10 protein-coding genes are annotated in these 13,530 nt (G+C 58.9%); 5 read left to right on the top strand and 5 right to left on the bottom strand.

Annotation, left to right across the window (positions count from 1 at the left end; translation table 11 throughout):
- Positions 1-273: 273 nt before the first annotated feature.
- Positions 274-630: a PadR family transcriptional regulator gene (locus WCA10_RS23470; protein WP_472824968.1), complete on the top strand. Its 357-nt coding sequence runs from the start codon at positions 274-276 to the stop codon at positions 628-630.
- Between the two features lies 1 nt (position 631).
- A complete protein-coding gene (locus WCA10_RS23475; RefSeq protein WP_472824969.1) occupies positions 632-3,337 on the top strand; it encodes an ADOP family duplicated permease in 2,706 nt (901 codons plus the stop codon).
- Between the two features lie 174 nt (positions 3,338-3,511).
- Here WCA10_RS23475 and WCA10_RS23480 read toward each other — a convergent pair whose 3' ends face one another.
- Positions 3,512-4,084, bottom strand: a complete 573-nt coding sequence (locus tag WCA10_RS23480) for a methyltransferase family protein (RefSeq protein ID WP_472824970.1) — start codon at positions 4,082-4,084, stop codon at positions 3,512-3,514.
- A gap of 163 nt (positions 4,085-4,247) precedes the next feature.
- Positions 4,248-5,732 carry a hypothetical protein gene (locus WCA10_RS23485; RefSeq protein WP_472824971.1) on the bottom strand — a complete coding sequence of 495 codons (1,485 nt, stop codon included), beginning with the start codon at positions 5,730-5,732 and terminating at the stop codon, positions 4,248-4,250.
- 158 nt (positions 5,733-5,890) lie between these two features.
- Between WCA10_RS23485 and WCA10_RS23490 the strand changes: the two genes are divergently transcribed.
- A complete protein-coding gene (locus tag WCA10_RS23490; protein WP_472824972.1) occupies positions 5,891-7,165 on the top strand; it encodes a SpoIIE family protein phosphatase in 1,275 nt (424 codons plus the stop codon).
- A gap of 19 nt (positions 7,166-7,184) precedes the next feature.
- On the opposite strand, the gene WCA10_RS23495 is transcribed toward WCA10_RS23490, so the two are convergent.
- The 3 genes from WCA10_RS23495 to WCA10_RS23505 are packed head-to-tail and all read right to left on the bottom strand — an operon-like array spanning position 7,185 to position 9,671.
- Positions 7,185-7,751 (bottom strand): GNAT family N-acetyltransferase, encoded by a 567-nt coding sequence (locus tag WCA10_RS23495; protein ID WP_472824973.1) that lies wholly within the window; start codon positions 7,749-7,751, stop codon positions 7,185-7,187.
- Entirely contained in the window at positions 7,752-8,171 is a 420-nt protein-coding gene (locus WCA10_RS23500; RefSeq protein WP_472824974.1) for a VOC family protein, read from the bottom strand.
- 54 nt (positions 8,172-8,225) lie between these two features.
- A complete protein-coding gene (locus WCA10_RS23505; protein ID WP_472824975.1) occupies positions 8,226-9,671 on the bottom strand; it encodes a sensor histidine kinase in 1,446 nt (481 codons plus the stop codon).
- A 180-nt stretch (positions 9,672-9,851) separates the two neighbouring features.
- Between WCA10_RS23505 and WCA10_RS23510 the strand changes: the two genes are divergently transcribed.
- On the top strand, positions 9,852-12,077 hold the full coding sequence (locus tag WCA10_RS23510; protein ID WP_472824976.1) for an alpha-galactosidase: 2,226 nt from the start codon (positions 9,852-9,854) through the stop codon (positions 12,075-12,077).
- Between the two features lie 68 nt (positions 12,078-12,145).
- Positions 12,146-13,522: a serine hydrolase gene (locus tag WCA10_RS23515; protein ID WP_472824977.1), complete on the top strand. Its 1,377-nt coding sequence runs from the start codon at positions 12,146-12,148 to the stop codon at positions 13,520-13,522.
- Positions 13,523-13,530: the final 8 nt, after the last annotated feature.

The raw sequence follows: 13,530 nt of genomic DNA on the forward strand, positions 1-13,530 counted from the left end.
CCACGTCCTGCATCCCTATCCCGATGCTCGCTTCTACGCCACTCATCCTTCATAAGAGCCGTATGCGTAGACGCGCTCGTACGGATCTGCGCAGGGGGCGATCAGTGATGATCGTCCCTACTGCGACACTTGCCGGAAACACTGATCGACTTGAATAGCTCAATAAGTGATTGGCCTGAAGTCGTCATTGAAATCCCACATTCTGTTATGGCGCTTGACAATCGATAGTCGAGTGTCTACCATCATCGCCACATTGAGGGTAGAACGTCTTCCATGGCAAAACACACACCTACGCGGGTCGGACTTCTCCAGGGGACCTTGGACATGCTCATATTGCGGACCCTCCTCTACGGCCCTGCTCACGGTCATCAGATTGGCAAGCATATCCAGAGAACCACCAATGAATTCCTGCAAATGCAGCACGGTTCCCTCTATCCCGCGTTACATCGTCTGGAAGAAAGAGGATGGGTAAGCGCCAAATGGGAGATGGCTCCGGATCGAAACCGGGAATTCAAATACTACCGATTGACGGATAAAGGCAAGAAACAACTTGTCGTCGAAGAATCGCAGTGGAAGCAGATGGCCGAGGCCGTGGCGCGAGTGATGTGGCCCGCCGCTGAGGAGAGCTGAAATGAAAGGATGGCAGATTCGGAAACGCGATGCGGATTTGGAGCGGGAGCTGCGCTCTGATATCGAACTGGAAGAAGAGGAGCAACGTGAAAACGGCCTCTCACCGGAAGAGGCACGATACGCCGCTCGGCGTGCCTTCGGCAACTCAACGCTGATCCGCGAGCAGACACACGAAGCCTGGGGCTGGGCTGCACTCGAACGTCTCGGCCAGGACATCCGATACGGAGTGCGACAGCTGCTAAGATCTCCGGCATTCACCGTTACTGCCGTGTTGATTCTTGCTCTCGGCATTGGCGCTGTTACTGCGGTGTTCGGCCTGATCGATGCGGCACTTCTCAGGATGCTGCCGGTCGAGAAACCTGAGCAACTCGTCGAGTTCAAGGCAGCCAATCCCGCCCTTCCGGCGAACGATACTTTTTCGTATCCGACTTTTCAAACTTTCAAAAGTCAAACGCAGGTTTTGGCCGGTGCGTTCGCTTTTCGCAAACTATTCAAAATTGATGTCGAGGTGGACGGGCGAAGCGGACTGGCCGAAGGACAGTTGGTATCGGGGAATTACTTCACTGTGCTGGGAGTGGGAGCGGCCCAAGGTCGCACGATTCTGCCGATAGATGAATCCTTGACGGGACAAGCGCCGGTAGCAGTCATAGGGTATGACTATTGGCGGACCAGATTTGCACTCGATCCTGGCATTGTTGGAAAGCACGTCCTGATCAACAGCGTACCTTTCACGATTGTCGGTGTCACGAAACCTGAGTTCTACGGCGTTCAACCAGGTGACAAGGTCGAGATCTCAGTTCCGCTCACAATGATTGGCTCGGTGTATCCGGGCTTTGCTGCCACCGGGAGCCCCGCAGACGCCCTTAAGGCTCCCTTCCGCAACTGGCTTCACGTAATGGGCCGATTACAGGAGGGTGTTACCAGGGAGCGAGCGACCGCCAGCCTATCGCCGGCTTTCGCTCAGTCGATGCGCGAGGCTGCGGCAAGCCTCGCCGGGACCCCCATCGACTCCCCGGCTGTAAGGCAGACGTTTCTCAATTTCCGCCTGCAACTCGAACCCGGTGGCCAAGGACTCGCTGCGTTGCGCCAGCAATTCTCGAAGCCGCTTTGGATCGTAATGGCAATTGTCGGGTTGCTACTTCTGATCACTTGCGCCAATGTGGCGAATCTGCTGTTGGTGCGCGCCGGCGCCAGAGAAAAGGAAATCGCGTTGCGGTTCGCATTAGGCGTGGGCAAGGGGCGCTTGGTTCGTCAATTGCTTACCGAAAGCATCTTGCTTGGTCTGGGCGGCGGAGTGATGGGCGTGGGCTTGGCGTATTGGGGCAACAGATTGTTGCTCGCTCTCATGGCGCGTGGGCGCAGTCCGGTGTTGCTCAGTGCTCATCCTGACCTTAGGGTACTCGGATTTGCACTGGGAGTCTCTTTGCTTACTGCGCTCATCTTCGGCACGATTCCGGCATGGCGCGCCGCGGGTGTGGATCCCTCCCGCGGGCTCATGCAGAATGCGCGCAATAGCGCTGCCTCGGCTACGCGTTCTCGCGTGGGCAAGTCACTGGTTGTCCTGCAAGTAGCCATCTCGCTGGTGCTTGTGGTTGGCGCGGGCTTGCTGACACGGACGCTTGCCAATCTCAAAGACTTTTACCCGGGATTCGATCGGGACAATGTGCTTCTGTTCTCGGTGGATCCGACGGTAATCGGCTACAAGAATGTTGTCCCGCTTTACGAACGACTGCTCACCCGCCTGCGAGCAGTCCCTGGAGTCCGGTTGGCGTCGATGTCGGTCCACGAACCGTTAAGCATGAGTATGAGCACCACCCCGGTCCGAGTGCAGGGTTCGGCCTCCGGGCAGGCAGAGGATCTTGCTCCCGTGAATATTGAGCCGGTTGGACCGGACTATTTCGCCACCATGGGAACGCCTCTGTTACGTGGTCGCGACTTTTCCTGGAGCGATCGCGACGGAACCACCGAGGCTGCCATTGTGAGCGAAGGCATGGCCACGCATTACTTTGGAAATGCGGATCCGATCGGGCGGTTCGTAAGTATTCCCGGCTTTGTCGGCGATTCGAGCTGGATTCAGATTGTTGGCGAGATTCGGGATGTAAAAGTCCACGAACTCCGCGAGACCGGCGCGTTCATGCTTTATCTGCCTCTTCTCCAGTTGCCTGAAGGCGGCGCCACGTTTGAGCTGCGGACTGCGATCGATCCTGCATCCGTTCAGAGTGCCGCTCTTGACGCGGTCGAGGCGATTGACCCCCGCTTGCCGGTCGATTCGGTAAAGACCCTCAAGGTGCAACTCAATGACTCTCTTGTCCAGGAACGACTTGTCGGTTCGCTTTCGGGACTGTTCGCAGTGTTGGGGCTTTTGCTCACCTGCGTGGGTCTCTATGGGTTGATGGCTTACACCGTAAATCGTAGAACCAGCGAGATAGGCATTCGCATGGCCCTCGGCGCTGATCGGGCGCGGGTAGCGCGCATGGTATTGAGTGAAACTCTCGTGCTCGTGCTCTGTGGTCTCGTCCTAGGCTTTCCGGGTGCGGTCTTCGCTTCGCGTCTCATTGCGAGCCAGCTCTTTGGAGTAAAACCATGGGATCCTTTCACATTCATGGTTGCTTGCCTGCTCATGACAGCGGTCACGATAACTGCCAGTTACATCCCGGCTCGGCGGGCTGCATCGGTCGATCCGATGAAGGTATTGCGAACCGAGTAGACTGATAATCCTGCTATCTGTCTAGTCACTTTCAATTGGCGAATGATCGCCAATGCGCTCATCGAGGATGGAACGCAGAGCACTTGGCCGAATAGTCGCCTGCTCGTGCCGATGGTTTCCATCCTCAGGTTGGTTCAACTCGCTCTTGCTGGGGCTGAGATCGAGATGCAGCGATCAGAGGAGGTAAGGCACGAGGGCAGCAGTCTGACGAGCATAGGTGGCATACGTCTCGCCGAACTGGGAACGCATCCACTGTTCCTCCATGCGGAGCTTGATCCAGAGCGCGAGGAAGACGAGAACGAAAGCGATGAAGCCGCGCACTTGAGAGATGGCAATCGCCATGCCGAGGAAACCGGTCAGAATACCGGTGTAGATGGGGTGACGGACCACGGCATAGGGACCGGTGGTGATGAGTTCGTGGCCCTGCTTAATGGTGACGGAGCGGCTCCAGTTTCTGCCGAGGTGCTCGCGTGCCCAGACAGCGAACAGAAGGCCGGCGATGGTGACGGCAGCTCCCAGCCAGAAGGGCAAAAGGCCAACCGGCCAGAGCTGGAGATAAAGCAAGGGCAGCGGGATGCGCGTTGTGGAGAGAAGGACGATCGCGATCAGGAAGATGAAGACACGCAGGACGCGCGATGCAGCCGGCTCGAGGCGCTGGGTGGTTTTGGTCTTGGCGGCTTTGATTTCCCAGTAGAGAAGAAAAAAAATCCAGACCACGGGGAAGAAAGATTCGTAGAACCAGAGCATTCAGGACCTCCGGGCTCTGAAGGTGCTTACGCAGGTGAGCGAGGGGAGGTTCCGGAGCAGGCGACATTTCGCCGCCCCGGTGCAGATCAAACGTGCATCCCTCATGGCGGCACGACTGAAAGTCGTGCCCTTTCAAGGCCCACTATCCAAGTTCTGTTTACCGTTATTGCTTAGTCAATGACGCCAGCATCAGGCCTTGAGTGGCGCCGCGGCGGTTGGGTGCATCTACGAGAGCTTGGCGAAATGCGATGGCGGCGTCTGCGAGATGATGCTGCTGGAGCAGGAGGTAGCCGAGTTGTTCGCGGGCGGGAATGATGGGGCCGGGAGTGGCGGGCGATTTCTCCATTGCGTCTTCCTGGTCGGCGGCTGCGCGCATTTCGGTTACGGCTTTTTGAGAATCTCCGTTTGCCTGGGTTGACCAGGCAGCCACTTCCGCAGCCAGAATGTGCACCTGCGCGGCCCAATATTCCTGACCTGTGCGGTGCAATTCGTGCTCGTACTTTTGCAGCTGCGTTATTTCCGCGCTGACATCTGCCGGCTGCCTAGAGCGCACGATGCCCAGCGCGCGCGCCCACACGGCAATGGCCGCAACGTGCGGCACCGAGCCGGGGATGGGCTGGATCTTTGCTGCCTCGTCCCACTTGCTCTGTTCGACGGCGAAGCGCACGGGCATGGCGGTAGCCGAGTAGCCAGTCTTGAAGTCACCCGCAGCAGGAATCGGCATGCTGTGGAGTTGATCGACCACCTGGCGAGCATCATCGTAACGCCCGAGTTGCAGGTAGGCGTAGACGAGATAATCCATTGCGTGAAGCTCTTCGCCGGTATCGTTCTGTTCGCGTGCTGCTTTGCTGGATGCGAGATTTGACGCGATCGAATCCTGCCAAAGGCCAAGGCGCGTGAAAATGTGCGACGGCATGTGCAGGGCGTGAGGAGCATCGGGCGCGATCCGCGCATATTTGCGTGCGGCAGGCAGACCGCGTTCGGCGAGTTCGCCGCTGTCGCAGGCGTGGATGATGTAATGCGTGATTCCGGGGTGATCGGGATATTTGCGGTCGAGCGGCTCGAGAATCGCGAGCGCCTGTTTTTGCCGGGCGTGGGTTTTGTCGGCGAGGGAGGCATTGGAGAGCAGGGCCAGGGCGTAAAAGACCTGGGCTTCGAGGTCGTTCTTATTCTGTTGGGCGAGATCGGCCATCGCTTGTTCGTAGTGCAGATCGCGGGCGACGAAGGGAACGGAATCTATCTCGGCAAATATTTGGGAGAGCGCGTGAATGTAGGCACGTTCGCGCGGGCTCGGCGATCCGAGGGTCTGCGCTAATTCGATTTCATGCTTTGCTTCAGGCAATGTGGCCGGCGGGAGTTGCGGCTCCCAGAGTTCGTGAAAATCGGACATCGCTATGCCCCAGTGGGCGATGGCGCATTGGGGATCTTCGGCCACTACTTTGCGAAATGTGGAGTTAGCGTCGGCGAATGCGAAGGAGTGAAGCAGGGCGACGCCGCGATTGAATTCGGCCTGGACCGCGGGGGCGCAGGAGATGGGGAACGACACGGTGCCGAGCCTGGCTGGGACGGGGTGGTCGTGCATTTCCTGGTCACAGAGAGCCGGATACGCGCATGCCAGAAACAAGACGATCCCGCGGGCAATGATCATGGCCGACCTCCGGCGATGGTTACATAGATTTCTATCAGAACCCGATGGGCTTACCCTTCCCGCGCTGGCCTTTGAGGCCGGTAAATCTGTTGAATCGAGTTACTTCTCCGGGAATCCATACAGGAGGTCAGCCCGGCTCAGGGCAAGAGGTGAGTTGCATGGCTTCAGTAGCTACAATCCGTCCGCGCGCCGAGTTTATTCCATCCAGCATTCACTCGTCCGCGGACTTTACGCAGACGCTGATGAAACTGCAGCGGGCCACTCACCTGATTGCTTCGACGCTGGACTTCGACGCGCTGGTGGATCGCGTGGTGAAAGAGATTGCCAGCTCCATTGGGAGCGTGGAAGTAGCGGTCTGGCTGCGGGACGACGATGCAAACGAGATGGTGATGCAGGGAGTGTGTGGCTGCACGAAGTTCTCAAAGGGCAACCGGCTGCAGATCGGCAAGCAGGGGATGGTGGGGCACGTTGGGGCTTCAGGATGCATGCGCTATGCTCCCGACGTCAGCGTGGATCCTTACTTTATGCCATGCGAGCCGGGGACGCGTTCTTCGGTGACGATTCCTCTGAGGACAGGCGAACGGGTGATGGGGGTGCTTTCGATCGATCACGAGGAACTGGATGCGTTTTCGCCGGACCAGTTGAAGGTGCTGGAGGCGATCGCAGGCCACATTGCGATTGCGATCGAGAATGCGCGAGTTCTGCAACTGGAGCGCGAGCATCGGCAGCGATTGCAGAAGGAGTCAGCCGATGCGCGGGCCATCCAGGAGGCATTGTTTCTGAAGCCGGTGCCGTTGATTCCGGGGTTTGCGCTGGAGACGGCATGGCATCCAGCGGGGTCTGTTGCGGGCGATTGGTTCGATTTCATCGATCTGGGGCAGGATCGCTACGGGATCGCACTGGCGGATGTTTCAGGGAAGGGAATGCCGGCCGCGCTGTTGATGTCGGCCACGCGTGCACTGCTGCGTTCGATTGCGCCACTTTGTGCTTCGCCCTCAGAGACGCTTGCTCGCCTGAATCGGGCTTTGATTGAGGATTTTCCGGCAGGGAAATTCGTGACCATGATCTATGGAGTGCTGGATGCGCGAACGCGACAACTGACGCTGGCAAGCGCAGGGCATCTGCATCCGCTGGTTGTGAATCACAAGACGGCTTTTCTTGAACTTGATACGGGTCTGCCGCTGGGGCTGAGCGAGTCAGTGTATCCGGAGAAGACTATTGCGCTTTCGGCGGATACGCATGTGCTGCTCTATACGGACGGGATTACGGAAGCGGAAAACACGGTGAACGAAGAGTTCGGCGCGGACCGCCTTCTCAGGCACTTTCTTGCTCCCGGAGCTTGCGTGGAAGGGCTTGTGAAGCAGGTGAAGGAATTCGTGGGCGGGTGCCCGGACATGGACGATGCAACGGCCGTGCTGCTGCGAAGCCGGTAGGCCGAGATCGTAACGCGGATTAGAAACAGCGGACGTAACTGAAGACGTCACTTTTCTTTTGCGGTTTCAGGTTGGGGAAGACGAAGTGCTCGCGGTGGACTTCTTCGCGGGTGAAGCCGCACTTCTCGAGGACGTGGGCGGACGGGGTGTGCTCGGCGTGGCAGAGGGCTTCGAGGCGGGTGACCCCGGTTTGCTGTGCAATGTCGACCATGGCCTGGAGAGCTTCTGTTGCAAAGCCGAGGCCCCAGGCGTCTTTGGCAATGACATAACCGGTGATAGCGCGGGTGGGGCTTTTGTAGAAAAGGCCAGTGCTGCCGACGAGCGATGCGGCGACTCCATTGTCTCGGGAGAGGACGAGGTAAGGGCCTGCAGGCCAGCGCTGCCACTCGTCGTCGCTCATGGCGAGGAAGGCGAGTGTATCGGCAACGCTGCGGTGCGTGGGCCAACTGAGGTAGCGTGTCACATCGCGGTTGGAGGCGTAGCGGTGAAAGACCGCCTGGGCGTCGCTGCGTTTGGGGCGGCGCAGGAGAAGCCGTTCGGTCTCGATGGTCTCCGGCGCTTTAACGGCTTTTGGTTCCAATTGCAATCATCCCTCCGAGAGCACTTTGCCGATTTCCCAGTGATGACCGAAGGGATCGAGCACGCGGCCGATGCGCCATCCGTATTCCTCATCGCGCACGGGGCAGATGGAAGAAGCGCCGGCGGCAACGGCCTGGTCGAAGACGGCATGGGGATCGTCGACGATGAGGACCATGTGCATGGTGCTGCCGCCGAGCGATTCGGGGCTGAAGTTCTGGTGGACGGGCGATTCTTCGGAGACCCAGAAGTCGCCTTTGCCCACGGCGAGATGCGCGAGGACGCTGCCGTCTTCGTTGTCGACGCGTTCGAGGGGCGTTGCGCCGAATGCGCGCGTGTAGAAATCAACGGCGGCGGCGCTGCGACGGACGTAGAGGATGGTGGTGAGGGTTGTTTCGACTTGGTTGCTGGTAGACGAAGAGTCGGCCATTGGAAAGCTCCTATGGTGTGGACGTGTGGTGTGCGTGTATTCAGTCTTGCGGCGTTAGTAGGCCTGGAGCTGATCGAGAGGCAGACGAACGCGGAAGCAGGTTGACCCCGGATCGGAACGGACGCTGAGGTGGCCGCGATGTTTCCGCACGATGCGCATGGCGTTGTCGAGGCCCAGACCGAGACCCTGGCCGGGCGCCTTGGTGGTGAAGAAGGGCTCGAAGATGCGGTCCTGCAATTCGGGAGGAATGCCGGGGCCGGTGTCCCAGATTTCGACCAGCATCATCTCGCCTTCAAGGCGGCAAGTGAGCTTAAGTTTGCCGCCGTGGTCGGTTTCTGCGAGGGCGTCGAGCGCGTTTTCAATGAGCGCGGTCCAGACCTGGTTCAGTTCGCTGCCATAAGCACTGATGCGGGGCAGATCGGGCTGGTAGTTGCGCTCGACGGCGACGTTTTTCATACGCGACTGGAGCATCTGGATGGTCGCATCGAGGCCGGCGGGTACGTCGACCTCGAGGATCGGGGCACGGTCCATGTAGGAATAGGCCTTGACCGCGCTGATGAGATCGAAGATGCGCGCTGTGGAGTTGAGCAGGGTATCGACGGAGCGGGCAGACCGTAAGTAGCGCGCGAAATATTGCAGGGAAACACACGTTTCGCCGGCGCCGATCAAGGCGCGAAGTTCTTCGAGGTCGGCGACGTTGGCGCGCTGTTCCGCGAGTTGTGCGGCTACTTCCCATGCACCTTCGCAGGGAAGGGCGGTGAGCCAGTTGCGGAGTTCCTCTTCAAGCTGGATCTGCGCGCCGGTGTCGCGCGGGTCCTGGCGGATTGAGCGGCTTATGACTTTCTGTTCCCAGGCTTCGACGCCATTGATCTGTTCGTCGGAGAGGCAGAGGTTGACGAGCTTGAACCGATTTTCGCGGTTCGAGCGCAGCTCCATGACAAGGCTGGAGGCAGCCCGCTGCGCGGCCGATGCGGGATTGTTGAGCTCATGGGCCAGATTGCCGGCGAGCTTGCCGAGGGCGGTCAGCTTTTCAGCCTGCTGCTCGATGCGGGTGACTTCGCGCACGCGGTCGAGGAGAGTGGAGACGACGCGCTGGCTCATGGAAGGGATGGCTTCGAGCATGGCCGGGAACTCATCCTTGCAGATGAGGAGCGCCCAAACGGGCGTGACGGCAAAGCCCTGTCCGCCGGAGACTTTCATGCGCGAGAAGGGGAGCAGGCCGGTCATCGCGCCGGTGCGGCCGATGAACAGCTCCATGGGCCCGCCGCGCTGACGGCGGACGTGAATCTCTCCCTTGAGGATGAGGATCATGCGATCGGCGGGCTGGCCCTCTTCGAAGAGGATGTCGCCGGGCTGTGCGACGACCTCTTCCCCATGCTGCGCGAGCCAGAGGCGGTCTTCGAAGGGGAGTCCCTGCAATGGAACGACGCGATCGATTGCAGCCGCGATGGTTTCGGCGGGAGTGGGACATGCTGGCGCGGTTAGGGTTGGGGAAAGCATCCTGAACCTCCGGCTAGGTCAGCTTCAGGATAGCCCATACCCCGGTGGAAGGCTGTCAAGAAGTGTTGTGAAGCGGTATGGCGGATGGGTGAACGGCGAAGGGTTGACGGCGAAGTGCGGCGAAGTGCGCATGCCGATGCTATGATGGGCGGTTTGAAAAATCACTTCAGGAAAGAACTTATGCTGCACAGAATGTTTTCAATCGCGCTGCTGGTTTCCTCTTCGTTTATCGCCATTGGGCAGTCCTCGAGTGCAACGTTTGACGAAGGCAGCAAAGTGTTTCGGCTGGACGGCGGCGACGTGACGTATGCGTTTGGCGTGAATGCGCGTGGGGAATTGCAGCAGCTTTACTGGGGCGGGCGGCTGGGGGCGGCGGATCGGATTCCGCAGGCGGCGCCGGCGCGGGAGTGGGCTTCGTTTGACTCTTCGTACACGACGACGCCGCAGGAGTATGCGGGATGGGGTGCGGGGCTGTTTGTGGAGCCGGCACTGAAGGTGACGTTTGCGGATGGGAATCGCGACCTGGTGCTGCATTACGATCGGCATGAGACTACATCGGATGGTTTCAATATTGTTCTCAAGGACATCAAACGGCAGGTTTTCGTGACGCTGCGCTACTCGATGGATGCGGGGAGCGGAATTCTGGCGCGGTCGGCGACGATTGAGAACAAGGAGGCACAGCCGATCACGATTGAGCAGGCGGCAGCGGCGGCCTGGGCGTTGTCTGCGGCGCATTACACGCTGAATTATCTAACAGGACGGTGGGCGGGCGAGTGGACGCTGACGCAGGAGACGCTCCATCCGGGAGCACGCGTGATCGAGAGCCGGCGCGGATCGACGGGGCACCAGGCGAACCCGTGGTTTGCGATCGAGGCAGGCGACAGGCCCGATGAAAATGCGGGCGAGGTGTGGTTTGGGGCGCTGGCGTGGAGTGGTTCGTGGCGGATAACTGTCGAGCAGGACCAGCTGGATGGAATTCGCGTGACGGGTGGATTCAATCCCTTTGATTTTGGGTATGTGCTGCATCCTGGCGAAAAGCTGGAGTCGCCGGTGTTCTATGGCGGATATAGCGCGCACGGGCTGGGTGGAGCATCAAGGATTTTGCATCACTACGAGATTGCGCACCTGCTTCCGCATCGTGTGGGCGAGGGGGATGAGGCGGCGCCGAAGCCGCGGCCGGTGATCTACAACTCGTGGGAAGCGACGGAGTTCAACGTTACCGAAGAGGGGCAGAAGGCGCTGGCGGAGAAGGCGGCAGAGCTGGGCGTGGATCGATTTGTGATGGACGATGGGTGGTTTGGGCAGCGCAAGAATGACCATGCGGGCCTGGGCGACTGGTATGTGAACTCGACGAAGTTTCCGCACGGGCTGAAGCCGCTGATCGACAAGGTGCACGCGCTGGGGATGGACTTTGGGCTGTGGGTTGAGCCGGAGATGGTGAATCCCGATTCGGATTTGTATCGGAAGCATCCGGAGTGGGTGTTGAATTTTCCGGGACGACCGCGGTCGGAACAGAGGAACCAGCTTGTGCTGAACCTTGCACGGCCGGATGTGCGCGAATACATTCTTGGATTTCTGGACAAGCTGCTTACGGAAAATGACATTGCGTTTTTGAAGTGGGATTACAACCGCAACTGGAGCGAGCCGGGGTGGGATCAGCTTCCGCCGGCGGAGCAGAAAAAAGTTTACGTGGAGTTCACGCGGAACCTCTATGCGATTCTTGCGGAACTGAAGAAGCGGCACCCGAAGGTGGAGTTGGAGTCGTGCTCGGGAGGCGGTGGGCGCGTGGACCTGGGGATTTTGCAATATGCGGACGAGGTGTGGCCGTCGGACAACACCGATCCGTTTGACCGGCTCACGCAGCAAGATGGGTTCACCTATGCGTATACACCGCAGATCATGATGGCGTGGGTGACGGATTCGCCGCACTGGTTGAACAAGCGGACGACTTCGCTCGAGTACCGGATGCTGAGTTCGATGCAGGGCTCGCTGGGGATTGGCGCGAACATCAGCAAGTGGAACGACGTGGAGATGGCGACGGCCAAGCGGCTGATCGCGGCGTATCACCAGGTGCAGAGGACGATTGTGCAGGGAGATTTGTATCGATTGATTTCTCCACGGAACGGGAGCGAGTTTTCGGCGACACAGACGGTGAATGGCGACAAGAGCCAGTCGGTGGTATTCGCGTTTATCCATTCAACGCAGGAGGGACGCGGGTTTCCGCTGCTGAAGCTGGAAGGGCTTGATGCGAAGGCGGAGTATGCGCTGACGCCGATTGAGGGCGCTGCGGCGAGGGGAACTTCGGCGACGGCGAGCGGCGCCTGGTGGATGAATCATGGGCTGGAGATGAGCGAAAACTTCAAGGGGGATTTTCAGGCAGCGGCATTCCGGCTGGACAGAAAGTGATAAGGGCTTCGAGATCGACCAGGTCCGGGCGGAAAGGCAAAATCAATGATTAACCGAAAGGGCAATTTATGACGCGTCGCATTTTTGTTGCGTTACTCGCATCGGTGTGTATCCTTGCCGGCACCATCACCAGTGGGGCTCAGCAGAAAGATGAAGCAGCTACCAAGGCGCGCCTCGAGCAGATTGCCAGCTCCTACACGCCTAAAGACACTTTTATGGGGACGGTTTTGGTGGTGGATGGTGACCAGGTTCTGCTCGACAAAGGGTACGGGATGGCCAGTCTCGAGTGGCAGGTGCCGAACGTTCCTGAAGCGAAGTTCCGGCTCGGATCGCTGACCAAGCAGTTTACGGCGACGCTTGTTCTGCTTCTGCAGCAAGACGGCAAGCTCAGCATCAACGATCCTGTCAGCAAGTATCTGCCTGACGCGCCGCCGGCGTGGGCGAAGATCACGCTGGCGAATTTGCTGGGGCACACCTCGGGAATTCCGAGCTTCACGGGCTTGAAGGAATTTCCTACGTGGAGCATGAATCCGCATACACCGGCGGAAGAGATTGCGCTGTTTCGCGACAAGCCGCTGGATTTCGAGCCGGGCAGCAAATTCGACTACAGCAACTCGAATTTCATCGTGCTTGGCGTGGTGATTGAGAAGGTGAGTGGGAAGAAATACGCGGATCTTCTGCGTGAGCGCATCTTCGAGCCGCTTGGGATGAAGGACTCCGGGCTTGATAGCGATGAACTCGTTCTTCCCAAGCGGGCCGAGGGTTATCGGCCAGGCCCGCATGGAATTGAGATTGCGCGGTCTGAGTCGATGAGCATTCCGTGGTCGGCAGGATCGATTTATTCGACGACCGGCGACCTGCTGAAGTGGGAACACGGGCTGTTCGGCGGCAAGATTCTGAACGCGGAGTCGCTGAAGTTGATGACGACTCCGGGGAAGGGCGACTACGGGCTCGGGGTCTTCATACAGAATAGGGACGGCATACGGATTGTCAGCCACGGCGGCGGCATCGAGGGATTCAATACTCATCTGGCTTACGCGCCGGAGAAACAGATTGCCGTCGTTGTTCTCAGCAATGTGAATGGTGGCGCGCCCGGAACGATGGGCGGCCAGTTAATGGATACCGTCCTCGGCAAACCAGTTGTCCTTGCCAGTGAACGCAAACCAGTACCGATCTCCAAGGAAGAGCTGACAAAGTTTGTCGGCGTTTACGATACCGCTCCGACATTCTCGCTTACCATTGCAATCGCCGGTGACCATCTTACGGGGCAAGGAACGGGGCAACCGGCGATAGACATGATGTATCAGGGAGTGAAGGACGGACATCCAAGTTTCTTCATCGCGCAGGTTGGTGCGGAAATTGAATTTGTACCGGATGCGAGTGGCGCAATCGGTTCGCTGATTTTGCACCAGGGCGGTCAGAATATTCCTGCGAAGAAGCGTTAAAACTGCCT

The organism is Occallatibacter sp., assembly GCF_049582745.1.
GTDB lineage: Bacteria > Acidobacteriota > Terriglobia > Terriglobales > Acidobacteriaceae > Telmatobacter.